Here is a 26,163-nt window from a genome sequence, read left to right as displayed (position 1 = left end):
GGTCACCCCGTGCCGCGGACGACCGTCACCGGGCAGTGGGCGTGGTGGAGGAGGGCCTGGCTCACCGAGCCCAGGAGGAGGCCCGCGAAGCCGCCGCGGCCTCGGGCCCCGACGACCAGGAGCTGGGCGGTGCGGCTCGCCTCGATCAGGGTCTCGCGGGTCTCGCCGCTCAGGATCTCCTGTTCGACCGTGACGTCCGGGTAGCTCTCGCTGTGGCCGGCGAGGGCCTCGGCCAGCAGGCGTTCCGCGCTCTCGGTGCCCATGCCGGCCGGGGCGTAGTCCGGCAGCCAGACGTGCACGGCCAGAAGCCGGGCCCCGCGCAGCGCCGCCTCCGAGAAGGCGAACTCGACCGCCTTCTCGGCGGCCGGGGAGCCGTCGGCGGCCAGCACGACCGGCCCGTCTCCGGCCGGTTCCTCGCGCGCCACCTGCACCGGGCACCGGCTGTGGGCGGCCAGGGACGCCGCCGTCGACCCCAGCAGCACGCCCATGAACCCCCCGACCCCCCGGGGACCGACGACCACCAGGTCAGCGGTCCGCGACTCGGCCTCCAGCACGGCCACCGCGTCGCCCTTCTCCACGGCCTCGGTGACCTCGAGCCCCGGCACGACCGCCCGGGCACGTTCCGCCGCCTCGTGCACGAGGCGCTCCAGCGGCGCCGGGTCCGGCGGCGAGTACACGGGCCGCACCGGCCAGCTGAAGGCGTGCACCACCCGCAGCTCCGCACGGCGCCGCCCGGCCTCTCGCGCGGCCTCCTCCACCGCGGCAAGACTCGACGCCGAGCCGTCCACGCCTACGACGACAAGGTTGCCCACCGTTCCTCCCTCGCTGGCCTCGGCTTCCCAGCTTCGCCGCGGCGCCGCGATGCCGCCATTCCGGCGGGCTGTCAGACGGGCACGGAGCCGTCGGCGCGGGCGCCCAGCGCCTTCCAGTGGACCGTCCGGTCGCACCACCGGTGCAGGAGGGTGCGGTCGTGGCCGACGGCGAGCAGTCCGGCGCCTGTGGTGCGGCGGTAGTCCTCGACGGCCGTGACGAGCGCGGCGGTGGTGGAGGCGTCGAGCATGGCCGTCATCTCGTCGCAGATCAGCCAGCGCGGCCGCAGCACCAGGGCGCGGGCCAGGCAGGCGCGCTGGAGCTGGCCGTCGCTGACCTCGTGAGGGCGCCGCAGGAGAAGGTCCGGGGTCAGGCCGACGGTCGCGGCGAGGCCGGCCACCCGCTCGGGCAGCGCGTCGCGGCGGCCGGTGGCGCGCAGCGGTTCCGCGATCAGGTCGGCGAGCCGCAGCCGGGGGTCCGCGGAGAGCCGGGGCTGCTGGAAGACGACGCCGAAGGCGGTGCGGAGTGCGCGCGGGGCGCGGTGCCGCCAGCCGCGCACGGGGGCGCCGTCGAGGAGGACGGCCCCCGCGTCGGGGCGGTGCAGCAGGGCGGCGACGCGGGCGAGGGTCGACTTGCCGCAGCCGCTCGGGCCGAGCAGGCCGACGGCCTCGCCGGGCGCCACCGTCAGGGACGCCCCGCGCACCACGGGCGCGTGCCGGTCGTATCCGGCGGTGATGGCGCGCAGTTCAAGCACGGGCGTCCTCCGGGACGTGCGGATGGTGGCAGGCGACCGAACCGGACGGCAGCTCCGCGCACAGGCCGGTGGCGCGGTCGCAGCGCGGGGCGAAGGCGCAGCCGTCGGGGAGGTCGCCGAGTTCGGGAGGCAGCCCGGGAATGGGGGTGAAGCCCCGGTCGGGGAGGGCCCGAAGGAGGGCCCGGCTGTAGGGGTGTCGGGGACCGCGGGCGCCGAAGAAGGCTTCCGCGTCCGCCAGTTCGACGATGCGGCCCGCGTACATGACGGCCACCCGGTCGGCGATCCGCTCGGCCGCGGCCAGATCGTGGGTGATCAGCAGCAAGGCCCGGTCGCCGTCGGCGACATGGCGCCGTAGCGCGTCGACCGTGTGCTCCACCAGATCACGGTCGAGCCCGGTGGTCGGCTCGTCGGCCAGCAGCAACGGCGCGTCACCGACCAGCGCGAGGGCGGTCGCGGCGCGCTGGGCGAGGCCGCCGGACAGTTCGTGCGGATGCCGGTCGAGATGGTCCGCGGGGAACGCCGTACGCGCGGCGCACGCCTCGGCCGTCTTGCGCACGGCCGCGCGACCCCGTACGCCGGTCAGCGCGGCGACCGTCTCCTCCAGATGGGAGCGGACGGTGCGGACCGGGGTCAGATGCGCGGCCGGGCTCTGCGGGACGAGCCCGATCCGGCGCCCCCGTACGGCACGGGCGAGGGTGCGTTCGCCGGCGGTGAGCAGGTCGAGGCCGCCGAGCCTGGCCTCCCCGGCGGTCTCGGCGTTGGCGGGCAGCAGCCCCAACAGGGCCGACGCGAGGACGGACTTGCCGCAGCCGCTCTCGCCGATCAGGGCGAGGCACTCGCCGGGCGCCACGTCGAAGCGGACGTCCGTGACGGCGGCGACCCGGCGCCCACCCGGCATCCCGAACCGCACCGACAGCCCATGCACCGACAACACCGGCTCACGCGGCCCTTGTTGGCGAGGTGATCGCTCCGTCACAGCATCAGCTCCGATCGGCGGCGCGGGTTGATCCGTTCCCGCCAGGCACCGGCCAGACCCGCGACGGCCAGCGTGGGGACGATGATGAACAGGCCGGGGAAGAGAGTCGGCCACCACTGGCCGGCCAGCAGCGAACCCCGCGCGCTCTGGATCAGCGTGCCGAGGCTCGCCGTATGGGTGGGCAGGCCCAGCCCGAGGAAGGACAGCGCCGACTCGTGCCACATGGCGTGCGGCACCATCAGCACGGCGGCCAGCGCGGCCTGCGGCAGCACACCGGGCAGCAGATGCCGTACCAGCACCCGCCACCGGGACGCCCCGCCCGAGACGGCGGCGTCGATGTACGGGCGGGAGCGCAGCGAGAGGACCTCGGCGCGGACGATCCGGGCCGTCGACAGCCAGTGGGTCAGCGCGACCGAGACCACCACCGGCCAGACGCCCGGCCGGAACATCGCGACAATGAAGATGCCCAGCAGCAGATGCGGTACGGAGGACACGGTGTCGACGACCCGCATGAGGGCCCGGTCCGCCCAGCCCCCCAGGGCCCCGGCGGTGGCCCCGACGGCCGTCCCGATCAGCGTCGCCGTGAGCGCGGCGGCCGCGCCGACGAGCAGCGACACCCGCAGCCCGTAGACACAGCGCAGCAGCAGGTCCCGGCCGACGTCGTCGGTGCCGAACGGGTGCGCCCAGGACGGCGCCAGCAGCTTGGCGGACAGGTCGACGGCCTGCTGGTCGAGCCGGACCAGCGGCGGGACGAGGAGGACGGCGAGGACGGTCACGGCCACCAGCGCGACCGAGGTCCGCACCCGCAGGGCGCGCGTGGAACGGCGGCTGGTGCCGGCGGAGCGCCATACCGTCCCGGACGGCTTCCCGGTCCGCCGCTCTGCCTGCGTATCGGTCATGGCCTCAGCCATGGGAGTCACATGTCACTGAGCTTCACCCTCGGGTCGAACAGCGCGTACAGAAGATCGGCGAGCAGGTTGCCGACGAGGACGGCGGCGGTGGCCAGCGTCGTGAGCGCCGCCAGCAGGGGGAAGTCGACGGCGGTGGCCGCCTCGACGGTGGCCGCGGCGATACCGGGCCAACTGAAGACGCTCTCCACCAGCAGCGCGCCGGTGATGAGTTCGGGAACGCGGGAGCCGATCAGCGTGAGCACCGGCAGGAGTCCGGAACGCAAGGCGTGCCCGAGCAGCACGGTGCGTTCGCTCAGGCCCCGCGCGCGTGCGCCGCGCACCGGGTCCTCCGCCAGCGCGTCCGCGACCCCCTGCCGTACATACAGCGTGAACCAAGGGAGTTGGGACACGGCGAGCACTCCCGCGGGCAGCACGAGATGACGCGCCACCTGCCCCGCGGTGACCTGTTCGCTGGCGGTGTCCGTGAGGCCGCCCGCCGGAAGGACGCCCAGGTGGAGGGCGAACAGCCAGACGGCCAGCAGGGCGATCCAGAACACCGGCGCCGCCTCCAGGGTGTAGGCGAGCGAGCTGACGATCCGGTCGAGCCACGAGCCGGGGCGACGGGCGGCCAGCACCCCCAGCAGGGTGCCGACGAGCACGGCCGCGACGAACGCGACCGCGCACAACAGCGAGGACCACACCAGGCGTTCACCGATGACCTGCGCCACCGGCTGCCGCAGCACGGTGGAGTGGCCCAGGTCGCCGCCGAGAGCGGAGGTCAGCCACTCCCACCAGCGGGCGGTGAACGGCCGGTCCGCGCCCAGGTTGTCCCGCAGCCGGTCCAGGGTCTCCCGGTCGGCGCCGAGAGCGGCCGTGCCGGCGTACGCCTTGACGGGGTCGAAGGGGGAGGCGGCGGCGATGGCGAAGACCCCGAAGGTGACGACGAGAAGGACGGGGACGGCGGTCAGGGTCCGCCGTCCCGCCAGCCGCGCCATCGCTCCCCAGGGCAGGGATGCGGCGGTCACTTCTTCGGCTGCCAGTCCTCGATGTTCCACCAGGGGCCGCTGGCGAAGCCGTGTTCGTGCGGCTCCAGTTGGGTGGTCGGACCGTCCCAGCGGTCCGCGAGGACGTACAGGTGGTCGATGTGGGTGAGGAACGTGTATCCCGGGTTCTTCACCAGCGCCCGCTGGAGCGTGGTGTAGGCGTCCTGCCGGGTCGCCGTGTCCGAGCTGCGGCGGCCGGTGTCGAGGGCCTTGTCCACGGTCGCGTCGCGGTAGCGGGCCATGTTGTTGAAGCCGTCGCCCGCGAGGGAGGAGTGCAGCAGGGTGTACAGGCCGAAGTCGGGGTCGCCGGTGCTGCCGAATCCGGCGAGCACCGCGTCGTCCTTCATCCGCGGCTCGATGACCTCCCATGTCGCACTCTCCACCGTCACCGCGATGCCGGCCTTCTTGGCGTCGGAGGCGTAGGCCAGGGCGAGATCCTGGCGGACCTTGTCGCCCGAGGGGTGGAGCAGCGTGAACGCCGCCCGCTCGCCGCCCTTGGCACGGACACCGTCCTCGCCGGCCTTCCAGCCCGCCGCGTCGAGGATCCGCTGCGCCCGGCCCAGGTCCGGGTCGCGCTCGATGCCCCGCGCGAACCAGGGGTCGTCGACCGGCAGCGGCCCGTACGCCGGCCGGCCCGCGCCGTCGAGCACCTTGTCCACCATGGCCTCGCGGTCCACGACGGCGTCGAGCGCCTGCCGGATCGCCCGGTCGCCGGTGACCTCGCCCGCGCTGGGCAGGGTGACGGTGCGGAAGTCGTAGGACTTCGCGTCGTACGTCTTCCTGGAGCCGTCCTTCTTGAACGTGGCGGCCAGATTGGGCGGCAGGACCGCCCCGTCGAGGTCACCGGAACGCAGCCTGGTGGCCCGCACGTTGTCGTCGGCGATGACCGCCATCGTGAACGTCCTCACCTTCGGCGCGCCGCCCCAGTACCGCGGGTTCGCCTTGAAGGTGAGCTTCTCGCCCTTGCTCCACGCGGAGAGCACGTACGGCCCCGTGCCGACCGGTTCGGTGTTGAAGGAACCGGCGTTGGGGTCCTGCTCACCGGCGATGTGCTCCGGGACGACGGGCAGCACCGTGCGCCCGGCGAACGGCGCGTAGGGGTACTTCAGGGTGAAGACGACCTTGCGGTCACCGCTCGCCCGCACCTCCTCGACCGCGTCGAGTTCACTGCGGGCCGTGTTGTTCGTCTTCTCGTCCAGGACCGTCCGGTAGGTGAAGACGACGTCCTCGGCCGTCAGGGGCTCGCCGTCGCTGAACTCGACGCCGTCGCGCAGGGTGTACGTGTAGGTGAGACCGTCCTCGGTGACCTCGGGCAGGGCCACGGCCAGCGCGGGGGTCAGCTTCAGGTCCGCGTCACGGGCGAGGAGCCCGTCGAAGATCTTGGAGTTCCCGTCCTTGCCGTAGCCGAGCAGCGGGCTGAGCGTGTCCGGTTCGGAGCCCACCCCGATCACCACGGAGTCGGCGGCCCCACCGGCGCCGCCCTTCCCGTCCCCGCTGCCGCCCGGTGCCGAGCAGGCGGCGACCCCGGCCATCACAACCGCCGCCGCGACGGCGGAACTTCGTATGCGACGGGTCGTCGTCATGAGCAGCCTCACACCCTTGTTGCCTCAATATCGCTGTTGCATGTCATGTGCGATTGGAGGCTTACCCAGGCGGGCCCCGCATCAGTCCGACGGTGTCGCAGGGGTGGCGGTCGGTCGGTGCAGGCGCACCACCAGGTACGTCTCGCCGTCCTGCGGCGGTCGTGTCCACGAGCGGGTGGTGAAGGTGTGCAGCCGCCCGTTCACGAGCGCGTGACGCGGCAGAGAGGCACCGAACGCGCGGGTCAGGGCGTCGAGGAGCGACCGCTCCGCCTCGGCTGCGTCCGCCGTTCCGCCGAAGAAGCGGTCCGGATCCAGCGCCGGAGGTATCGGCCCGCTTCTCTGTGTCTCTCCCTCCGCGTACGTGAACGCGTACTGTTCGACGCCGTCCTGGGCCACCGAGAGGTGGAAGAACGGTTTCCCGTGCCAGGTTCTGAGGCCGCACCACACCACCACCGCGCGGGTGCCGACGGCGGCGGCCGCGGCGGGGGAGACGAACCGCTGCCGGTGGAACGGCGAGGGGTCGCCGTCGAAGGCGAAGCTCCAGCCGGTGCCGGCCCGGCCGACCGCCATGAGGGCTCTGTCGTCGTAGGAGGAGAACTCCCCCTGGCCGGGGCGCGAACGGTGGCGGGACTCCCAGAAGGTGGTCGGGGCGCGCAGTACGGCGTCGTCCTCCTCGGTGAGGCGTCGGGGCAGCTCGGCCGGTTCCACGCCCTCCACCAGTACGAACCGGTAGGACGTGCGGTTGTTGCCCGGGTCCGGATCCGCGAGCCAGGTCAGGTCGCCCGGGTCGAGCCCGGCCGCCGGGCTCGGTGCCGCGCCCTTCCGGCCGGCCCGGGGAGCGGACAGCAGCTCGCGCCCCCGCTCGGGAGTGAGTAGCGGTCCGAGCAGGGGGTCGGCCACCCATCCCAGCGGTGCCAAGTGGTCCGGTCCCAGGGGCTCCCACAGGGGCAGGGCGTCCATCAGGGTCCGCCACGCGGCGTCGGTCTCTCCCCAGCGCGCCAACTCCCGCGCCCGCTCGACCGCCTCCCCGAAGGGACCGACGGCCTTGTAGTGGAACGTGCGGTCGCGCACCTCCTCCAGCGTCGCGTAGGCCAGCGACACCAGATCGTCGTCGGCGCCCCGCAGATGGAACCTCAGGGTGGAGTCGTCCCCGGACGCGTGCGCCGCGTGGTCGGCGACCAGCGGCGGCAGCAGCTCGGACGCGTAACGGGGGTCCGTCACCAGGCCGTCGAAGTACACCATGTAGGTCTGTCCGAGCAGGCGCCGTATCTGGTCGCCCAGCCCGGCGGCCCGCGGCCGGCCGTACCCCTTCGCCTCGTCCAGAGGCTTCCGCGCCCCCTCCCAGTCGCCGCGCAGGGCGGTCAGCCGGGCCTCCTCCACCTGGGCGTCCAGCTCGCGCGTGGTGCCGTTGGCGAACTCCGACTCACCGCCGTCCGGTCGGGCGCGCAGGCTGTGGAACTCCCGGTGCATGTCCCTCATGAACTCCAGGAAGGTGGCGTACCGCTCGGGCGGCGCGGCCCGCCAGCTCGCCCATGTGTAGACGGCCCATTCGCCGTCCTCGTCCACCTCCCCGGGATCCAGGAGGACATGGGTGATGTCGGACTCGACGTCGAGCTGAAGTCCACGCCGCCAGACGTCCACCCCTTGCCGCTCCTCGGGCCCGGCGTCCTCGTCGAGGTACTCCTCGAACTCTTCCGCGAGCCCCGACTCGTCCTCGTGCCAGCGCGCGTCCGAGGTGCCCGCCAGCAGCCACACGAACCCTCCGGCGTTCCGCCAGCCGTCGCTGACCTTGAGGAACTCCCGGTACGACGGCGGCATCCGGCGGCCGAGCCGCTCCTCCATGGCCGCGATGTCCTCCTCGGAGGCGGCCGGGAATCCCAGCCATCGCGCCTGCCGGGCGCGCTCGTCGTCCGCGTCCCGCGTCTCGTCCTCCTCCGGCAGGGAGTCCGCCCACTCCCCGCTCCACCTGAGCAGGAAGGACCGCCAGTCGAATGCCGTGCTCTCCGTCATGGTCCCGATGCTGCCACCCACCACTGACAACGCCCGCGGATCACGGCGGGGGAGAGGGCTAGCTCCCGACGGTGCTCCCGGTGCCGTACGGCTCGCCGCCCAGCAGGACGGTGGTGTCCCGCAGGTCGCGGTGGAGGAGCTTCTCGATCTCGTCGTTCGCGGCGGCCGCGTCGCGGGCGGTCCGGGCCCGGCCCTCACCCCGGTCGGCGCGCTTGCCGTCGGCGAAGCTGAGGACCCGGCTGACCGGGTTCCACTTGCTCGTGGTCTCCTTGCGGCGTTCCGCCCGCTCCCGCAGCCGTTCGGCCTTCTCCTCCTCGCCGGCCGCGACCCCCGTGAGCCGGTGCGCCTCCCGCCGGAGCTGTTGCAGGAGGAGCAGCCGGTACGGGGCCTCGACCCCGGTCGGCGGGTCCGCCTCGCCGGTGCCCGCGCTCACGGGGCAGAGCGCGGTGAGCACCCCGGGGGCGAAGGCGGCGGGGACCAGCCGCCGGAAGTCGTCCAGCAGGCCCGCACGGGTGCGCAACGGGCGTCCGTCGCGCAGGAGTCGATCGACTCCGGTCAGCAACAGGACGACCTGGGGCGGGAGTCCGTCCGCGTCGCGGTGGAACGTGGCCGCGGCCTGGATCAGTTCGTCGGCGGTTCCGGCGCCGGTCCGCTCCCGCAGCTCCGCCGTGCGGCCCTCGTCCAGCGGGACGTCGAGCAGAGCGGCGTCCACCGCGACGACCACGCACTGGGAGTCCCGGACCCGGTCGGCGAGGTCGGGACGGGCCCCGCGGGTGTCGGCCTCCAGCCAGTCCACGTCCATCACCGGGACGGTGCCGTCGGCGAGTTGGAAGTGCCAGTGCTCGCGGTCGGTGGCGGGGGTACTGGGGGTGCCGGGGGCGCGGAGGCTGTCCTCTTCCAGGGCGCGGCGGCGGGTGATCAGGTCGTGGAGGGCGCCAGGATCGGGCAAGTGGAGCCACAGGCCCGGGCGTTCGGGACCGAGCACCCGGTGGGCGGCGGCAAGGACGGTCGTACGGCCCGCGCCCGGAGCCCCGAGGACGGTGACCCGTACGGTGCGGTCGGGCGGCACCGGGGCGGCGTGCAGGACCCGGTCGACCCGCTCCCACTCCCGCAGGGCCAAGGGGGCGCCGGGAGTCCTGGCCTCGGCCAGCCGGGCGTCGGTCAACCGGCGCTGCCGAGGCGTCAGTTCCGAATCCGCGCCCAGATGCCAGAGCAGCGGTACGCCTGGCCTCGCCCCGCGCGCCCCGCCGGGGAACCGCACCGGCACCGTCACGCCGTAGAGCCGCCCGGCCGACACCCCGGAGCCCAGATACGACGCCCACGGCCGGACGGCCTCCGCCAGCTCCGCCGCCCCGGCGCGCCGCCCGAGGCCGGTCACGGCGAGCACCATCCGCTGCGCCCGGTTGTCGGCCAGCGCCCGCTGGACGTGGTGGAACAGCAACCGCAGCTCCCACCAGGCCCGTTCACCGGCACCGATGACCACCACCAGCCCGTCGTGGCCCGCCGGGTGCGCGCCCGTCGCCGACGCGGCCGGGGTGAGCCCGGGCAGAACCGTGATCCGCAGGTTCTTGTACGGCGAGGGCCGGGGCCCGCCCGGCTCGGGTCTGGGCTGCCGCGGGCGGCGGCGCACCAGCTCCCAGGAACCGGCGGCGGCCTCCGAGGCGGGCGGGCCCCCGGCCACCGTACGCAGCCCGACGGCACGCCGCGCGTCCCGCACGGCGAGGGCGGCCAGCTCACCGGCCCGGTCGCCGGGGAGGCCGAAGAACAGGAGGCGGGGGCCGGGGGCGGGGGCGGGGGTTCTCATGACTGGGGTGTCCTCGGGTCGTCGTCTGCCGTCGGTAAGGATGTCGCCGAGGCTCTTTGTCGCCTTGTCCGCTTGTCGTCGCCGTCCTGCCGTCGGTGGACTCATGGGGCGGCGGCCCCGAGGCCCGCACCGGCACGACGGCGCCGGCTACAGCAGCGGCCGCCCGGCGGGCGGAAAGAGGCCGGGCGCGTCGCCGGGGGCGTTCGTGGCGGCCGGGGCCGCAGGCCCCGCGGGAGCCTGCGCCGGGAGGGCGTCCAGCGCGCGATGGAGCCGGGCGGGCAGCCGGGCCGTGGTGCCGAGGGCGGCCACCGCCTCGCGGAACTTGCGGCCGTGCGCGGCGGTCATCCGCCCCGAGCCGGCCGCCCGGGTCAGGACGTCGGCGAGCCGGTTCGGGCGGACGGTCTCCTCACCGGCCAGCCAGGCCGCCGCGGCGGCGACCGTGAACAGCGCGGTCTCGCCGTCGCCCCGCACATGGTGGCGGAGCGCCTGGTGGAGCAGGTGGTACGGCGGATCGGCGACCAGTTCCAGCGGCACCCCGAGGCCGGGCGGCCATGCGGCGAGGGCGAGCCCGGCCCGCGCGGCGGCGGCGTCCACCTGCTCGTCGTAGGCCGGGCGGTGCATGAGCTGGTGGGCGTCGGCGGCCATCACGGCGGTGAACGCGGCGACGCGGGCGGCCCGTTCGAAGTTGAGGTCGGCGTTGCGGCCGGGGTTCGGCTGGGTGCCGGCCGGGGCGCCCAGCGCGGTCAGTTCCTCCGCCGTCCACTCCCAGGGCTCCCGGTACCCGACCCGCTGGAGGGTGACGGCGGGCAGTACGGAGAGGATCTCGCCGGGCAGCAGCGCGCTCCCGCCGAGCCGCACCTCCAGGTCGTACCCGGTGGTGCCGAGCTGGAGGTAGACCGCGGGGACGGCGTCCAGGTCGCGGCGGAGGAGTTCGGCGTGGGGCCACTCGAAGGCCCGGTCGGTGGCCCGTACGTCCAGCGCGCCCGGGTACTTGCGCAGCTCACCGACGGTCCGGTGGCGCACACCCGTCCAGGGGCTGTGGGCGGGGACGTCCGGCGGGTCGGCGGGAATCAGCAGTACCGGGCGGGTGCGGCCGCCGGGCGTGAGCAGCAGTTCCTCGGCGAGCGTGCCGGGCGGGGCGTGGAAGGGGTAGGAGGCGAGCACCGCCTCGTAGCGGGCCTCGGCGAGCCGGAAGCCGTGCTCCAGCCGGGCCAGCGCGGTCTCCTGGGCGGACCGCAGCGCGTCCAGCCACTGCTGGGCGCGGACGGCCTGGTCGAGCCGCTTCTCGTAGGTGGCGAGTTCGTAGAACTTCAGGGCGATCTCGACGCCCTGGAGCGCCAGACCCGCCCCGGCCAGCCAGGCGCCCCGGCGGGCGGCCTTCTGCACGGCCTCGGTGAGCAGGGCGATGCGCTGCCGGTTGAGATGGTCGCTGACCAGCCTGCCCACCCCGAGCGCGGGACCCACCAGGGGCACCGCGGCCCCGCCGCCGCTCACGATCGCGGCGGTGATCATCGTCCCCAGCGGCCCCGCGGTCATCTCCGCGTCGATCTCCAGGCCCATGCCGTGCCCCCCTGCGCCCGCCCCACAGTCCGCCCCCGCGGCAGCCCCCTGACGCGCGAGGAACGGTCTCCCGGCGGGATCATACGACCCGAAGTGGGCGCCGGAAGGGGAAAGTTGGGGGAATCCGCCCGGGTATTTCCCTGTGGCGATGTGGCGATGTGGCGATGTGGCGATGTGGCGATGTGGCGATGTGGCGTCGTCGGCTCCGCGCCATGCGACCGCGTCCCGCTGAGCACCCGCTGTGACGCACGCCATGGCCGGCTGTCGGAACTCGGCGTCCCGTCGCCCCGACTCCTGGTGCATGTCCGACACCCCGCAGTCACCCCGCCCCGCCGACGGGACCACCCGCAGATGGACGCCCCCTGCCGCGCTGATCGGCTTCCTGCTGCTGCTCGTGCTGGTGTTCGCGGTGTCCTACGCCGTCGGCTCGGCCGTCGGCCCGGTGGCACCCGGCATGCACGACGGCGGGGGGAACACCGGGACCGGCGGGGGAGACACGTCCGGGACCGGCGGGGGCATGGAGGACATGCCCGGGATGGAGCACGGAGGCGGCGAGTGACCGTGGACGAAACGGCGCCGAGTCCTTCGGTCGTCACGGACATCACCGTCCGCGGGATGACCTGCGCGGCCTGCGTACGCCGGGTGGAGAAGAAGCTCGGCAGGCTGGAGGGCGTCACGGCGACGGTCAACCTGGCCACGGGCACGGCACGGGTCAGCCATCCGGCCGACCTCACACCGGAGGCACTCGTCACCGCCGTCGAACAGGCCGGCTACCAGGCCAGTCACCAGGCCGGTTACCGGGCCAGTCATGGGGCCGGTCACCGGGCCGCGCCGCCCGCGCCCGAGGCCGACGACGCCCGTCAGGAGCGCGAACGGCTGCTGATCACCGCGCTGTTGGCCGTGCCCGTCCTGGAACTGTCGATGGTGCCGGCGCTCCAGTTCCGCAACTGGCAGTGGCTGTGCTTCGTGCTGGCCGCCCCGGTCGCGGTGTGGAGCGCCTGGCCCTTCCACGTCAGGGCGTTGCGGGGGCTGCGGCACTCCACGGCCACCATGGACACCCTGGTCTCGCTCGGAGTCCTCGCGTCCTTCGCCTGGTCGGTGTACGCGCTGTTCCTCGGGGGAGCGGGCGAACCCGGGATGCGGATGCCGTTCAGCCTGCTGCCCTCCACGCAGGAGGGCACGGCACACCTGTATCTCGAAGCCGCCGTCGCCGACCCGCTGTTCGTGCTCGCCGGCCGGTTCCTGGAGGGCCGCGCCCGAAGGGGCACGGGAGCGGCGCTGCGGTCCCTGGCCGAACTCGCGGCCAAGCAGGTGTCCGTACGGGACGAGCACGGCGAACGAACCGTCCCCGTCGATCAATTGCGCGTCGGCCAGGTCTTCCTGGTGCGCCCCGGTGAGCGCGTCGCCACCGACGGGCGGGTGACGCGGGGCAGTTCCGCCGTGGATCTGTCCCTGGTCACCGGGGAGAGCGAACCCGTGGAGGTGTCGCCCGGCTCGGCCCTGGTCGGAGGCGCCGTGAACGCGGGAGGACTGCTGCACGTCGAGGCCACGGCGGTCGGCGCGGACACGCAACTCGCACGCATCACACGCCTTGTGACGGAGGCACAGGCCGGAAAGGCACGGGCGCAGCGGCTGGCCGACCGGGTCGCCGGGGTGTTCGTACCCGCCGTCCTGGCGCTCGCCGTGACCGCCCTCGGCTTCTGGCTCGGCGCCGGAGCCGACCCACAGGCCGCGCTCACCGCCGGTGTGGCCGTCCTGGTCGTGGCCTGCCCGTGCGCGCTGGGCCTGGCGACCCCGACCGCCCTGATGGCCGCCACCGGGCGGGGCGCCCGACTCGGCGTGCTGGTGAGCGGACCGCGGACGCTGGAGGCACTGCGGCACGTGGACACCGTCGTCCTCGACAAGACCGGCACACTGACCACGGGCCACATGACGGTCGCCCGCGTCACCGCCCTGCCCGGCGCGCTCGGGGAGGACGAGGCGGTGCGGCTGGCCGGGGCCGTGGAGCAGGGCTCCGAGCATCCGATCGGGCGGGCGGTCACCACGTACGCGCGCCGCAAGGACCCGGCCCAACTGCTGCCGGACGTGACCGGCTTCCTCGCGACGCCGGGCCGTGGCGTAAAGGGTGAGGTGGAGAGCCGTACGGTCGAAGTGGGCGCGCCGGACGGCACGTTGCCGCGCGAGCTGGCCGAGGCGCTGGCCCAGGCGGAGGCGGCCGCGCACACACCGGTTCTGGTGCGGGTCGACGGCCGGGCCGAGGCGCTGATCGCCGTCGGGGACGTGCTGCGGCCGGGCAGCTACCGGGCCGTGGAGCGGCTGCGCCGGCTCGGGATCCGCCCGGTGCTCGCCACCGGAGACCGCGACGCACCCGCCGAAGCCGTCGCGGCCGCCCTCGCCCTCGACGAGGTGCACGCCCGCTGCACACCGGAGGACAAGGCCACGCTCGTAAGGGAGTTGAGGCGGACCGGCGCCCGGGTGGCGGTCGTCGGCGACGGCGTGAACGACGCCGCGGCCCTCGCCGCGGCCGACCTGGGCATCGCCATGGGCAGCGGCACCGATGTGGCCGTGGGAGCGGCCGACCTGACCCTGGCCCGCGAAGACATCGAGGCACTTGTCGACGCGGTCCTGCTCGCCCGGCGCACGCTGCGCACCATCCGGGCCAACCTTGTGTGGGCGTTCGGCTACAACGCCGTCACCGTGCCGCTCGCCATGGTCGGACTGCTCGATCCCATGGTCGCCGCGGCGGCGATGTCGGCGAGTTCACTGCTGGTGGTGGCCAACAGCCTGCGACTGCGCGGCCGGCAGCCCTCACCCGCCCGTCCGCGCCCCCGAGCCGCCGCGACGCGGCGCGCCAAGGCCGGTGCGCGATGAGGGAGTTCACGAACCGGCTGCGGGACGGGGCACTCGCCGCCCTGGTGCCCGTCACGGCGTGCGGCCTGGCGCTGGCCGGTCTGACGGCCTGGGTCGGCGCGGGCCGGGCCGGGAGCCCGGCGCGCATCACCGTCACGGCTGGGAAGGTGCTCCTGCCGTCCGCAGGGGTGGGGGAGACGGCCGCGTTCTTCCAGATCGCGAACGAGGGCGGTTCGGCCGACACCCTGGTGCGGGTCACGGCACGGACCGTCCCCGGCGAGGTGACGCTGTCCCGGCACCGTATGCGGCAGGGGAACGCCGCCTACCGGTCCCCGGTCGACTCCGTCCCGGTCCCGGCGGGGGCCCGGCTCGCGATGTCGCCGAGCGGGGTCGACCTGACAGTACCTGTGCCGCCGGACGGATGGAGACCGGGCGAACGCGTCACGTTCACCCTGGAGTTCCGGCACACGGGGCGGGTGGAGGCGCGGGCCGTCGTGGTGCCGCCCACGTCCGCGTCGCTGCGGTAGGCCGGCGAGGGCGCGTTCGGCATTCCCCACAAGCGAGGAAGAAGACGGGAACTCCCCGCCACCCTCGCCCGACTACTACTGCGACACCGACTCGGCAGCACGCCGGTCAGGATCTTCGACGAGTGAGGAGGGAGCGGATCCATGAGGGCCCGACTGACCCTTCTCGTCCTCGCGCTGGCCCAGTTGGTCATCGCGCTCGACTACAACATCGTCTACGTCGCCCTCCCCGAGATAGGCGCCGGACTCGGTTTCTCCCCGCACGACCTCCAGTGGGTGGTGAGCGCGTACGTCGTCACGACGGGCGGCTTCCTGCTGCTCGGCGGCCGTACGGCCGATCTGCTGGGCCGGCGCCGGACCTTCGTCGCCGCGACGCTCGTGTACGCGGGGTCCTCGCTGGTGGGCGGGCTGTCCCAGTCGGCCGGGGTGCTGATCGCCGTCCGCGCGGCGCAGGGCATCGGCGGCTCGCTGCTCTTCCCGGCCACCCTCGCCCTGATCAACACGATCTACGAGGAGGGGCCCGCCCGGAACCGCGCTCTCGCGGTGTGGGGCGCCGCGGGCGCCGGCGGCCTGTGCTTCGGGTCGCTGCTGGGCGGGGTGCTCGTGGAGGCGTTCGGCTGGCCGTCGGTGTTCTTCGTCAACGTCCCGATCGCGGTGGCGCTGGCATGGGCGGGCAGCCGGCTCTTCCCCGCGGACGGCCCGCCCACCCACACCCGGCGCTTCGACGTCACCGGCGCGCTGGCCGCCACCGGCGGGATCACGCTCCTCGTGTTCGTGCTGGTGCACGCCCCGCAGGCGGGCTGGACCGCCCCGTCCACCCTGCTCGGCGCGGGCCTCGCGGTCACCCTGCTGACGGTCTTCGCGGTCGTCGAGACCCGCTCGCGCGATCCGCTGGTACCGGCGCGGCTGTTCGCGCACCGGGGGCTGATCGCCGCGATGGCGGTCACCGCCCTCTACAGCGCCACCTTCGGCTCGCTGCCGTATTTCATGACCCTCTACTTCCAGAACGTGCGCGGTCACGGCGCGTTCGCGACCGGCCTGGCGTTCCTGGTCCCCGCGGTGGTGACCGCGCTGGGCACCCAGGCCGGCGAACGGGCCGTCGCCAGGATCGGCGTACGGCGCATGCTGGCAGGCGGCATGGCCCTGGGCGCCGCGGGAGCCGCCGCGCTCGGGCTCGCCCTCACCGGGGACGGCTCGTACCCCCTGCTGCTGCCCGGGATCGTGCTGCTGGGACTCGGCCAGGGCGCCGCCTGGACCGGCATGTGGATCGCCGCCGCCTCCGGAGTCCCCGCCCGGGACCAGGGAGTCGCCTCCGGCATGGCCTCCACCTCCCTCCAGGTGGGCGGCGCGGTCGGACTCGCGCTGCTGGTCGCGCTGTCGTCCGGCGCCGGAGCCCACGGGCCCCCGGACGGCGCCCTGTTGACAGGAATCCGCGCCGCCGTGTTCGCGGTGGCGGCGGGCCTCGCCTGTGGCGCACCGCTCACCTTGACCTTGCGCAGAACGGCGCTCACCGCCGCCTAGCCGCCCGCTTTCCCGCCCCACCAGGAGCACAGCCCTGCCCGGCGGCACCCCGAACCCCACGAGAGGAACCGCAGTCATGCACATCGAGGACCAGCCCGGCGCCCCACTCGGCGTCACCGTCGAGGGCTTCGACCACACCACCGCCTCCGCGGCGGACATCCGCACCCTCAAGGAGGCCGTCTACACGAAGAAGATCGCCGTCCTGAAGGGCCAGCACCTCACCCCCGAACAGTTCCTGGCCCTCGGCCGGCGCCTCGGCCGCCCCGAGACCTACTACGAGCCGATGTACCAGCACCCCGAGGTCCCGGAGATCTTCGTCTCCTCCAACGTCCCGGAGAACGGGCGGCAGATCGGCGTGCCGAAGACGGGCAGGTTCTGGCACGCCGACTACCAGTTCATGCCGGACCCCTTCGGCCTCACCCTGATCCACCCGCAGGTCGTCCCGGCGCAGAACCGCGGCACCTACTTCATCGACATGGGCGCGGCGTACGAGCGGCTGCCCGAGGAGCTGAAGAAGGAGATCGCCGGGACGCGCTGCCGGCACTCCGTGCGCAAGTACTTCAAGATCCGCCCGCACGACGTCTACCGCCCGATCTCCGAGGTCATCGAGGAGGTCGAGACCAGAACCCCGCCCGTGGTCCAGCCCACCACCTTCACCCACCCCATGACCGGCGAGACCGTCCTCTACCTCAGCGAGGGCTTCACCGTCGGCATCGAGGACGAGAACGGCGAACCGCTCGACGAGGAACTCCTCGAGCGCCTCTTCGAGGCCACCGGCCAGCTCGACGCCACCTTCACGCACGAGGGCATCCACCTCCAGACCTTCGAGAAGGGCGACCTGCTGATCTGGGACAACCGCAGCCTCGTCCACCGGGCCCGGCACACCACCACCCCGGAGCCGGCCGTCTCCCACCGCGTCACCGTCCACGACGAGCGCGGGCTGTACGAGGGGATGCGTGCCGCGTGACCAGCCCCGCCCCCGCCCTGAGGGTGTACCCCACCGACGAGGAACTCCTGACCGGAGTCCTGGCGCCCTACAAGCCCCACTGCACGTACCTGAAGTCGGCCGACGTCACGCCCCTTCCCGACGGACTCGCCCGCGCGCAGGCCGTGTTCGCGATCCAGGAGTCCTGCTACATCGACGACACCGGCCATCTGAACTCGGTCGAGGTCAACATCGCCTACAACCAGTTGATGTACTACCTGGTCGCCAAGTCCGTCCGGGAACGGCTGCTGACCGGCTTCGAGGACTGGACCCTAGAAGACTTCTGGCGCCACCAGCTCCCGGACATCCTCATCGCCCGCTTCTCGTCCAGCTTCCGCAGGCCCGTCGACCCCCGTGACTTCACCGGGGAGATGGAGTTCCGCTCCGTGACCCGACGTGCCCCCGGCGGATCCGGCAGCCCCTTCCTGCACGCCCGGACCGCGTTCCGCTTCCAGGACGCCCGGGGCGGCCGGTGCGACGGCGAGGTGACCCTCGCGTTCGTCAACGTCCCCTGACCCGCCGTGAGCAAGAAAGGCCGCCCGATGGAGACGCCGCTCCACCACCCCGAACCGACCACCCTCGCCCACACCACCCGCTTCCACGCCGCCCGGCAGCCGGACGCCCCGGCGCTGATCTGCGAGAACCGCACCCTCACCTACGGGGACCTGCACCGCGCGAGCAACCGGCTCGCGCACGCCCTGCGGGCCGCAGGACTCGGCGAGGGCGACCGGGTGGCCTACCTGGGCAAGGAGTCCGAGCACTACTACGAGGCACTCTTCGCCTGCGCCAAGACCGGCACCGTGCTGGTCCCGGTCAACTGGCGGCTCACCGCAACCGAGGTGAGCCACATCCTCCGGGACTCCGGCACCCGACTGCTGTTCCTGGAGGAGGAGTTCGCGACGATCGTGCAAAACATGCCGACCGCGGCACCGCACACCGTCGTCCCGGTCGGCGCGATCGCGGCCTGGTGTGCCGAACACCCCGACGGTGACCCGGAGTTCGAGGCCGACCCCGACACTCCGGTCGCCCAGCTCTACACCAGTGGCACCACCGGGCTGCCCAAGGGCGTCGTGCTCGCCCACCGCAGCTTCTTCGCGATCCGTGACGCACTCGCGAGCGAGGGACTGGACTGGATCGACTGGCGGGCCGGTGACATCGCGCTCGTCGGCATCCCCGGATTCCACGTCGGCGGCCTGTGGTGGGCCACCCAGAACCTCAACGCCGGTACGACGGTCGTGGTGATGCGCGCCTTCGCCGCCCGTCAGGCCGTCGACCTCATCCGGGACCTCGGCGTCACGACCGCCTGCGTGGTCCCGGCCATGCTGCGCATGATGCTCACCGAACCCGGAGTCGGCGCCCAGGACTTCACCACCCTGCGCAAGACGGTCTACGGCGGCTCCCCGATCTCGGAGGCCCTGCTGGAGGAGAGCATCGCCGTCCTGGACTGCGAGTTCGCCCAGATCTACGGGCTCACCGAGACCGGCAACACCGCCGTCTGTCTCCCCCCGGCCGCCCATGTCCCCGGCGGGGCCCTCATGCAGGCCGCAGGGCGCCCCTACCCGGGGGTGCGGGCCAAGGTGATCGACGACCAGGGCCGCGCACTGCCCCCGGGCACGGTCGGCGAGGTCTGCCTGCACACCCCCGCCCGGATGGTCGCGTACTGGGGACTGCCCGACAAGACGGCACAGACGCTCGTCGACGGCTGGATCCACACCGGTGACGCCGGCTACCTGGACGAGGACGGCCACCTCTTCATCCACGACCGCATCAAGGACGTCATCCTCGTCGCCGGGGAGAACGTCTACCCCGCCGAGATCGAGAACGTCCTCGAACACCACCCCGCGGTGCGCGAGGCGGTCGTGGTCGGGATCCCCGACGAGCGCTGGGGCGAGAAGGTGCACGCCTTCGTCGTCCCGGCGCCGGGAACCCGGCCGAGCCCCCGCGACCTGCACACCTTCCTCGTCCCACGCCTCGCGGCCTTCAAGCTGCCCGCCGCCTACGAGTTCACCGACCATGTCCCGCGCAACCCCAGCGGCAAGATCCTCCGCCGCGAACTGCGCGACCGCTTCTGGGCCGACACCGCACGCAAGGTCAACTGACCTCCCCGCCACACCAACTGATCTCCCCGCCACATCACTCGACGCGTCACCGAGAGAGCGCCCTCATGCCCGAACCCCTCACGCCCGAACACCTCACGCCCGAACCTCTCACGCCCGAACCTCTCACGCCCGAACCCCTCACCCTGGACCGCTTCCGCGTCGACCTCGCGGAGTGCCTGTTCCTGGAGCCCGGCGAAGTCGACCTGGAAGACAGCCCGTTGGACGCGGGCCTGGACTCGCTGCGCATCGCCACCCTGCTGGAACGCTGGCGGGCGACGGGCGCCGACGTCACCTACGTCGAACTCGCCGAGCGCACCTCCTTCGCCCAGTGGTGGCAGCTCCTGACCGAACGCACCCGAGGGGTGGACGGTGCGGACGCCTGACCACAGCGGCCCGACCACACCAGCGTCCCTGAACCGTCCGCTGCTGGCCGCCCAGGAAGGCATCTGGGCCGGCCAGCAACTCGACACCGGCAGCCCGGCGTACAACACCGCCGAATACCTGCGGATCACCGGCCCTCTGGATCCGGCCGTCTTCGACCGGGCCCTGCACCACGTCGTCGCCGAGACCGAGGCGCTCAACGTCACGTTCCACACCGACGACACCGGCCGCCCCCGGCAGATCACCACCCCGGCCGACGCCTGGCGCACCCACATCGCCGACCTGACCGCCGCACCCGACCCGCACGCCGCCGCCCTGGCCTGGATGGACCAGGACATGGCCCGCCCCGTCGACCTCACCCGCGGCCCGGTCTTCGGCCACGCCCTTCTGCGCACCGCACCACGGGAGTTCCTCTGGTACCACCGCGTCCACCACATCGCCCTGGACGGCTTCGGCCTCTCCCTGGTGGCCCGGCGCGTCGCCCAGGTCTACACCGCCCTCATGGCCGGCGAACCCGTACCGGAGAGCGGCTTCGGCACCCTGGACGCCGTACTCGCCGAGGAGCGCGCCTACCGCGACTCCGCCCGCCACACCGCGGACCGCGCCTACTGGACCGACCGCTACGCCGACCACCCGCCGGTGGTCACCCCGGCGGGCCGATCCGCCCTGCCCGCCCGCACGTTCCACCGCCAGGTCACCGACCTCGCCCCGGCCGCCGTCCGACAACTGCGCTCGGTCGCGGCCGAGTTGTCCGTGACCTGGTCGGAGGTGCTGCTCGCGGTGACCGTCGCCCGACTCCACCGGCTCACCCGCGCACCGGAGATCGTCCTGGGCGTGCCGGTGACGGGCCGCCTCGGCTCGACCGCCCTGCGGGTGCCCGCCACGGTGCGCAACATCCTGCCCCTGCGCGTACCCGTCACCCCCGACGACAGCCTGCGCGTCCTCGCCCACCGCGTCACGCGCGAACTGCGCTCCGCGCTGCCCCATCAGCGGTACCGCTACGAGCAGTTGCGCCGGGACCTGAAACGCGTGGGCGGCGGGCGCAGACTGTCCGGAACGGCCGTGAACCTCATGCCGTTCGCCTACGACCTGACCTTCGCCGGGCATCCCAGCACCGTCCACAACGTGTCGGCGGGACCTGTCGACGACCTCGCGGTCAACGTCTACGACCGCGGCGACGGCACCGGCCTGCGCGTCGCCGTCGACGCCCACCCCGAGCTGTACACGGAGACAGAGACCGCCGCCTTCCGGGACGGCCTGCTCGGCCTGCTGACGGAGGCCCTCACCGACCCGGACCGCCCGCTCGGCGAGCCCCGGGCCCCGCGGGCCGTAACCGTCCTGGACGGCGGCCCGCTGCCCGCACCCGCCCGCCCGGTCCTGAGCCTGATCGCCGACCACGCGGCCCACCGGGGTGGCGCCATCGCCGTCGAGCACGCCGGAAACACGCTCACCTACGCCCAACTCCGCGACGCGGCGGCGGACATCGCTCGCGGCCTGGCGGCGCGGGGCGTCGGCCGGGGCGACGTCGTGGCGGTCGACCTGCCCCGGGGCGCCGACGCCGTCACGACCGTCCTCGGTGTGCTGATGTCCGGCGCGGCGTACCGCCCCGTGGACTCACGTACGGCCCGGCTGGCGGCCGATGCCGCGGACCACACCGTGTTTCCGCTGCAAGGGCGGCCCTTCGCGTCCGCCGACACCCCCACACCGCCCGGACCCACCGACCTCGCGTACGTCCTGCACACCTCCGGCTCGACCGGACGGCCGAAGGGGGTGGCGGTCGGCCATGCCGCGCTGGCCCACTTCGTCGCCGCGGCCACGCACCGCTACGGACTGCGCCGCGAGGACCGCGTCCTGCACTTCGCGCCCCTGCACTTCGACACCAGCGTGGAGGAGATCTTCCTGACCCTGTGCGCCGGGGCCACCCTGGTGATCAGGACCGACGACATGACGGAGTCGGTCCCGCGCTTCCTCGACGCCTGCGCACGGTCACGGATCACCGTCCTCGACCTGCCCACCGCCTACTGGCACGAGGTCGCCTACGCCGTCTCGACGGGCGCCGCCACCCTGCCCCGGGACGTGCGGACCGTCATCATCGGCGGCGAACCGGCCTTGCCCGAACGGGTCGAGCGCTGGCGGGCCGCCGTCGGTCCCTCGGTCGCACTGCTGAACACCTACGGCCCGACCGAGGCCACCGTGGTCGCCACCGTCGCCGACCTGCACGCCCCCGGCCTCGCCGCCGGAGACGTCCCCATCGGACTGCCCCTGCCCGGCACGAGCGCGGCGGTGGTCGACGGCGAGCTGTACCTGCTCGGCCCGACCCTGGCCGACGGCTATCGGCCGGAGGTGCCGGACAGCGCGCGCTTCGCCCCGCTCACCGCCCTGCCGGACGGCCCACGCGCCTACCGCACCGGTGACCTGGTCCGCATCGGCGAGGACGGACAACTGCGTTATCTCGGCCGGGCGGACAGCGAGTTCAAGATCAGCGGACATCGGGTGCAGCCCGCCGAGGTCGAGAGCGCGCTGCTCACCCATCCCGGGATCCGGGAGGCGGCGGTCGCCGGACAGGTGCTCCCGGACGGCACCCGGCGACTGGTCGCACACCTCGTGGCGTCGACCCCGGTGCCGTCCCCAGCCGAGGTGAGGGAGCACCTGCGGGCGAGGCTGCCCGCCGCGCTGATCCCCTCCGCCGTCGCGTTCGTGGACCGGCTGCCCCGTACCGGCACGGGCAAGATCGACCGGGCCGCGCTCACCGCACCGCGCCCCCGCCGGACGCCCTCGGCGGGGAGCCCGCTGGAGCGGACGGTCACCGGCATCTGGCGCGCGATCCTCGGCACGGACACCGTCGGCGTGGACGACGACGTGTTCGACCTGGGCGCACAGTCCCTCCAGGTGATCCAGGCCGCCAACCGGCTCGGCGTGGCACTCGGCCGGGACGTGAAGGTCGCCTGGCTCTTCCAGCACCCGACGGCTGCCGCGCTGGCGGGCTTTCTGAGGGACGGCGGCGCGGATGACAGTCCGAGCCCCGCGGCCTTCCTCACCGACGCCCGACTCGACCCGGGCATCCGCCCCGGCACCAGCCGCGCCGCCCGGCCCGCCTCCGCCCCGCGCCGCATCCTGCTCACCGGTGCCACCGGCTTCGTAGGCAGGCATCTGCTGGCGCGGCTGCTGGCCGACACGGAGGCCGAGATCGTCTGCACGGTCCGCGCGCCGAGCGTCACCGCGGCCGACGCCCGCCTCCGCGAGGCCCTACGGCATCACGGCATCACGCTCGACGCCGGCGCCTCGGCCCGCCTGACGGCCCTGCCCGCCGACCTCGCCCTTCCCGATCTCGGCCTGCCCCAGGGGACTTCGGCCGACCTCGCCGCGACCTGTGACGCGATCTTCCACAACGCCGCGAGCGTCAGCATCCTGCGCGACTACGCCACCCTGCGCGCCGCCAACACCGAGTCCACGCGCCAACTCCTGCGCCTGGCGGCCGTGAACCCGACACCGCTGCACTACATCTCCACCCTCTCCGTGGCCCCGTCCGCATGCCAACGCCCGGAGGTGCCTGAGGCGTTCCTTCCGCCCCACGAGCAACTGCGCCACGGCTACCAGCAGTCCAAGTGGGCCTCCGAACGGCTCCTGGAACAGGCGGCGGAACGCGGACTCCCCGTCACCGTCCACCGGTTGGGCCGCGTGGTCGGGCCGTCCCGTACGGGGCACGTCAACGAGCGGGACTTCCTGTGGAGCGTGCTGCGCGCGGGCATACCCGAGGGCATCGTCCCGCAGCTCTTCGAGGACGAGGTCTGGACACTGGTCGACTTCGTCGCGGGCTCCGTCGTCCACCTGTCCCTGCACTCGGACCTGACATCGACGGGCCCGGTGTTCAACCACGCGACCCTGCCCCGCGTACGGCTCGCGGACGTCCACGACTGGGTGCGGGAGTACGGCTATCCCGTACGGCCGCTGCCGCCACGGCACTGGCGGGCGAGGATGCCCCGTACGTCCGACGCGGCGGCCACGACGCTCGCCTTCCTCGACTCCACGGACGCCGAGACCGATCTCACCCTCGGCCACATCCGCGCCGACCGCGTGCGCACCGGCCTTGAAGGCACCGGCATCACCTGCCCACCCGTCGACCGCGCCCTCTTCTTCCGCTCCTTGGACCACTGCGTGCGGGCCGGAATGCTCCCCGCCCCCCGCCGCCCCCGAACCAGCGCGCAACAACCGGGAACTCAAGGCCACTTCACCCCGACTACTGCAACAGAGCACATCAGCAAATGAGTTCATTTCTCAGGCAAGGAGCCCACATGTCCAGCCACCGGCCGGTCGTCACCGCCGCCGCCCTGGCCGCAACCGTCTGTCTGCTCGCCACGGCATGCGGAGGCGGCTCGTCGTCGTCCGACGGCAAGGCGAGCGGCCGGAGCACCGAGGCCGCGGCCGACGCCTCGAAGCCCGGCTACCCCGTGACCCTCGACAACTGCGGCCGCACGGTGACCTTCAAGGAGCCCCCCGGCCGGGTCGTCGTCATGAACGGCGCGTCGGTCGCCGAGGTGTCCACCCTGCTCGCCCTCGGCCTCGGGGACCGGATCGTCGCCAACCAGCAGACGTACGGGATGTCGGAGGTGCCGGGCCGGGCCGCCGCCATCAAGAAGCTGCCCACCGGTGACGTCACCCTCAACGACGCCTACGACATCCCCCGGGAGGCCATGCTCGGCCTGCGCCCGGACCTCGTCCTGTCCACCACCTCGTACGGCTTCGACGAGAAGAACGGCTTCGCCACCCGCGACCAGCTCGAGGACGTCGGCGCGAACAGCTACGTCTCCCCGCAGGGCTGCGACCAGGACACGTCCAGGATGACCGTCGCCGACAGCTACCAGCTCCTGCGCGACATGGGCAAGGTCTTCGGCGTCAGCGACAAGGCGGAGCAGTTGATCGCCGCGTCCGAGAAGAGCATCGCGGCCGTCGCGGAGAAGGTGAAGGGCGAGAGGAAGCCGAACGTCATGGTGCTCTTCTCCAACATGACCATGGGCGGCAACGACTTCAGCTCGGTCGTCGCCAAGGGCATCTACAACGACATCCTCGCCAAGGCGGGCGGCACCAACGCCTTCGAGAACGCCTCCGAGACGTCCTTCGCCGACCTGAGCAAGGAGAAGGTGGCCGCGACGGACGTGGACGCCCTCGTCGTCATCGGCTACAACGACCCCGACCCGGCGGCGTACGCCAAGAAGCTGCTCAAGGAGTTCCCCCAGTGGCCGGCCGCCAGGAACAACGCGTACGTGACGCTGTCCGATTCGATGTACCTCGGCCCGAGCAACGACCTGGCCGTGCGGAAGATCGCGAAGATGCTGCACCCGGACGCCGTCTGACCCGCCTCAAGGTCCCGCTGGCGTTCACCGTCCTCCCCCTCGCGCTGATCGCGACCATGATCGTGGCGATCAGCGTCGGTGCGGTGAACATCCCGGTCTCCGACGTGTGGGGGATCGTCCTCCACCACGTGACCGGCGCGGGGCCGGTTCCCTCCGACCCGGCGCTCGACCAGATCGTGTGGAACTTCCGCACCCCCAGGGTGGTTCTGGCGGCGCTGGCGGGCGCGGGCCTCGCCGTCACCGGAGCGGTCCTCCAGACGGTCGTGTCCAACCCCCTTGCCGATCCGGTCGTGTTGGGCTTCTCCTACGGCGCGACACTCGGCGCGGTCCTGGTCATCACCCTCGGCGGGGGCGTGGCCCTCGCCGGGCTCGGGGTGCCGGCGGCGGCGTTCCTCGGCGCGGTGGCCGCCGGTGCCCTGGTCTTCGCGCTGGGGCGGCGCCGGGGGCGGCTGGCCCCGACCCGGCTGGTCCTCGCGGGTGTCGCCGTCGGCTACGTCTTCCTCTCCGCGACCAGTTACGTCCAGCTCCAGGCGACCCCGACCGAACTGCGGACGGTGATGTTCTGGATGCTGGGCAGTGTCGCGGGCGCCCGCTGGGATCAACTGCCCACCGTCACCGTCGTGGTGCTCCTGACGACCGCGCTGCTGACCCTGTTCGGCCGCCGCCTCAACGTGCTGCTGGCCGGTGACGAGTCGGCCACCGCGCTCGGCGTCGACGTCAACCGGCTGCGTGCCGTCCTGCTGGTCCTCAGCGCGCTGCTGACCGGCACGGTCATCGCGGTCGCGGGCGGCATCGGCTTCGTCGGTCTGATGATCCCGCACCTGGTACGGCTGACCACCGGCGCCGACCACCGCCGACTGCTGCCCCTGACCGCCCTGTTGGGCGCCGTCTACCTCGTCCTCGTCGACCTGCTCTCCCGCACGCTCACCCGCCCCAACGAACTGCCGCTGGGCATTCTCACCGCGCTGCTCGGCGCCCCCTTCTTCCTGTGGCTGCTGCGCCGCGACAAGGGCCTGGACTGA

Annotated in this window: 20 protein-coding genes; 11 read left to right on the top strand and 9 right to left on the bottom strand. The window is 73.4% G+C overall.

All coding sequences use genetic code 11. The features are described 5' to 3' along the window. Positions 1-2: 2 nt before the first annotated feature. The 9 genes from AFM16_RS05800 to AFM16_RS40450 all read right to left on the bottom strand — a co-directional run bounded on the left by AFM16_RS05800 (position 3) and on the right by AFM16_RS40450 (position 11,430). On the bottom strand, positions 3-812 hold the full coding sequence (locus AFM16_RS05800) for a universal stress protein (protein ID WP_107419034.1): 810 nt from the start codon (positions 810-812) through the stop codon (positions 3-5). A 71-nt stretch (positions 813-883) separates the two neighbouring features. Beyond that, entirely contained in the window at positions 884-1,564 is a 681-nt protein-coding gene (locus AFM16_RS05795; protein WP_078632650.1) for an ABC transporter ATP-binding protein, read from the bottom strand. After that, positions 1,557-2,462 (bottom strand): ABC transporter ATP-binding protein, encoded by a 906-nt coding sequence (locus AFM16_RS05790; protein WP_078636850.1) that lies wholly within the window; start codon positions 2,460-2,462, stop codon positions 1,557-1,559. The genes AFM16_RS05795 and AFM16_RS05790 overlap by 8 nt, the downstream gene beginning before the upstream one ends. A 74-nt stretch (positions 2,463-2,536) precedes the next feature. Beyond that, entirely contained in the window at positions 2,537-3,439 is a 903-nt protein-coding gene (locus AFM16_RS05785; RefSeq protein WP_078632649.1) for an ABC transporter permease, read from the bottom strand. Between the two features lie 17 nt (positions 3,440-3,456). Further along, entirely contained in the window at positions 3,457-4,425 is a 969-nt protein-coding gene (locus AFM16_RS05780) for an ABC transporter permease (protein WP_030786596.1), read from the bottom strand. A gap of 26 nt (positions 4,426-4,451) precedes the next feature. After that, positions 4,452-6,056 carry an ABC transporter substrate-binding protein gene (locus tag AFM16_RS05775; RefSeq protein WP_078636849.1) on the bottom strand — a complete coding sequence of 535 codons (1,605 nt, stop codon included), beginning with the start codon at positions 6,054-6,056 and terminating at the stop codon, positions 4,452-4,454. Between the two features lie 81 nt (positions 6,057-6,137). Beyond that, positions 6,138-8,066 carry an SMI1/KNR4 family protein gene (locus AFM16_RS05770; protein WP_078632648.1) on the bottom strand — a complete coding sequence of 643 codons (1,929 nt, stop codon included), beginning with the start codon at positions 8,064-8,066 and terminating at the stop codon, positions 6,138-6,140. 58 nt (positions 8,067-8,124) lie between these two features. After that, positions 8,125-9,870, bottom strand: a complete 1,746-nt coding sequence (locus AFM16_RS05765; RefSeq protein WP_078632647.1) for a hypothetical protein — start codon at positions 9,868-9,870, stop codon at positions 8,125-8,127. A gap of 147 nt (positions 9,871-10,017) precedes the next feature. Continuing rightward, on the bottom strand, positions 10,018-11,430 hold the full coding sequence (locus AFM16_RS40450) for a hypothetical protein (RefSeq protein WP_078632646.1): 1,413 nt from the start codon (positions 11,428-11,430) through the stop codon (positions 10,018-10,020). A 301-nt stretch (positions 11,431-11,731) separates the two neighbouring features. Here AFM16_RS40450 and AFM16_RS05755 point away from each other — a divergent pair, with 301 nt between their 5' ends. The 11 genes from AFM16_RS05755 to AFM16_RS05705 all read left to right on the top strand — a co-directional run bounded on the left by AFM16_RS05755 (position 11,732) and on the right by AFM16_RS05705 (position 26,163). Then, positions 11,732-11,989: a hypothetical protein gene (locus tag AFM16_RS05755; RefSeq protein ID WP_078632645.1), complete on the top strand. Its 258-nt coding sequence runs from the start codon at positions 11,732-11,734 to the stop codon at positions 11,987-11,989. 56 nt (positions 11,990-12,045) lie between these two features. Then, positions 12,046-14,301, top strand: coding sequence for a heavy metal translocating P-type ATPase (locus tag AFM16_RS05750; RefSeq protein WP_078636848.1), 2,256 nt, complete (start codon positions 12,046-12,048; stop codon positions 14,299-14,301). Further along, positions 14,298-14,807 carry a copper chaperone PCu(A)C gene (locus tag AFM16_RS05745; RefSeq protein ID WP_030786608.1) on the top strand — a complete coding sequence of 170 codons (510 nt, stop codon included), beginning with the start codon at positions 14,298-14,300 and terminating at the stop codon, positions 14,805-14,807. Before AFM16_RS05750 ends, AFM16_RS05745 begins: the two co-directional genes overlap by 4 nt. A 141-nt stretch (positions 14,808-14,948) precedes the next feature. Then, positions 14,949-16,325: an MFS transporter gene (locus AFM16_RS05740; RefSeq protein WP_030786609.1), complete on the top strand. Its 1,377-nt coding sequence runs from the start codon at positions 14,949-14,951 to the stop codon at positions 16,323-16,325. A gap of 76 nt (positions 16,326-16,401) precedes the next feature. Next, a complete protein-coding gene (gene scoE / locus AFM16_RS05735) occupies positions 16,402-17,292 on the top strand; it encodes a (3R)-3-[(carboxymethyl)amino]fatty acid oxygenase/decarboxylase (protein ID WP_030786610.1) in 891 nt (296 codons plus the stop codon). Then, a complete protein-coding gene (scoD, locus tag AFM16_RS05730; RefSeq protein WP_051780453.1) occupies positions 17,289-17,825 on the top strand; it encodes a (2E)-enoyl-ACP glycyltransferase in 537 nt (178 codons plus the stop codon). Before scoE ends, scoD begins: the two co-directional genes overlap by 4 nt. Before the next feature lie 27 nt (positions 17,826-17,852). Next, positions 17,853-19,409, top strand: a complete 1,557-nt coding sequence (scoC, locus tag AFM16_RS05725) for a fatty acid-ACP ligase ScoC (protein WP_078632644.1) — start codon at positions 17,853-17,855, stop codon at positions 19,407-19,409. Positions 19,410-19,474: 65 nt separating this feature from the next. Beyond that, positions 19,475-19,792, top strand: a complete 318-nt coding sequence (locus AFM16_RS05720) for a phosphopantetheine attachment domain protein (RefSeq protein WP_245177648.1) — start codon at positions 19,475-19,477, stop codon at positions 19,790-19,792. Beyond that, positions 19,779-24,056 carry a thioester reductase domain-containing protein gene (locus AFM16_RS05715; protein WP_078632643.1) on the top strand — a complete coding sequence of 1,426 codons (4,278 nt, stop codon included), beginning with the start codon at positions 19,779-19,781 and terminating at the stop codon, positions 24,054-24,056. Before AFM16_RS05720 ends, AFM16_RS05715 begins: the two co-directional genes overlap by 14 nt. Before the next feature lie 26 nt (positions 24,057-24,082). Beyond that, positions 24,083-25,141, top strand: a complete 1,059-nt coding sequence (locus AFM16_RS05710; protein ID WP_078632642.1) for an ABC transporter substrate-binding protein — start codon at positions 24,083-24,085, stop codon at positions 25,139-25,141. Positions 25,142-25,197: 56 nt separating this feature from the next. Continuing rightward, positions 25,198-26,163 carry a FecCD family ABC transporter permease gene (locus tag AFM16_RS05705; protein WP_078632641.1) on the top strand — a complete coding sequence of 322 codons (966 nt, stop codon included), beginning with the start codon at positions 25,198-25,200 and terminating at the stop codon, positions 26,161-26,163.

Origin of the sequence: Streptomyces antibioticus (assembly GCF_002019855.1) — a bacterium.
GTDB lineage: Bacteria > Actinomycetota > Actinomycetes > Streptomycetales > Streptomycetaceae > Streptomyces > Streptomyces antibioticus_B.
Note: the sequence above shows the minus strand (reverse complement) of the source record. Positions and strands in the feature narration are given on the sequence as shown.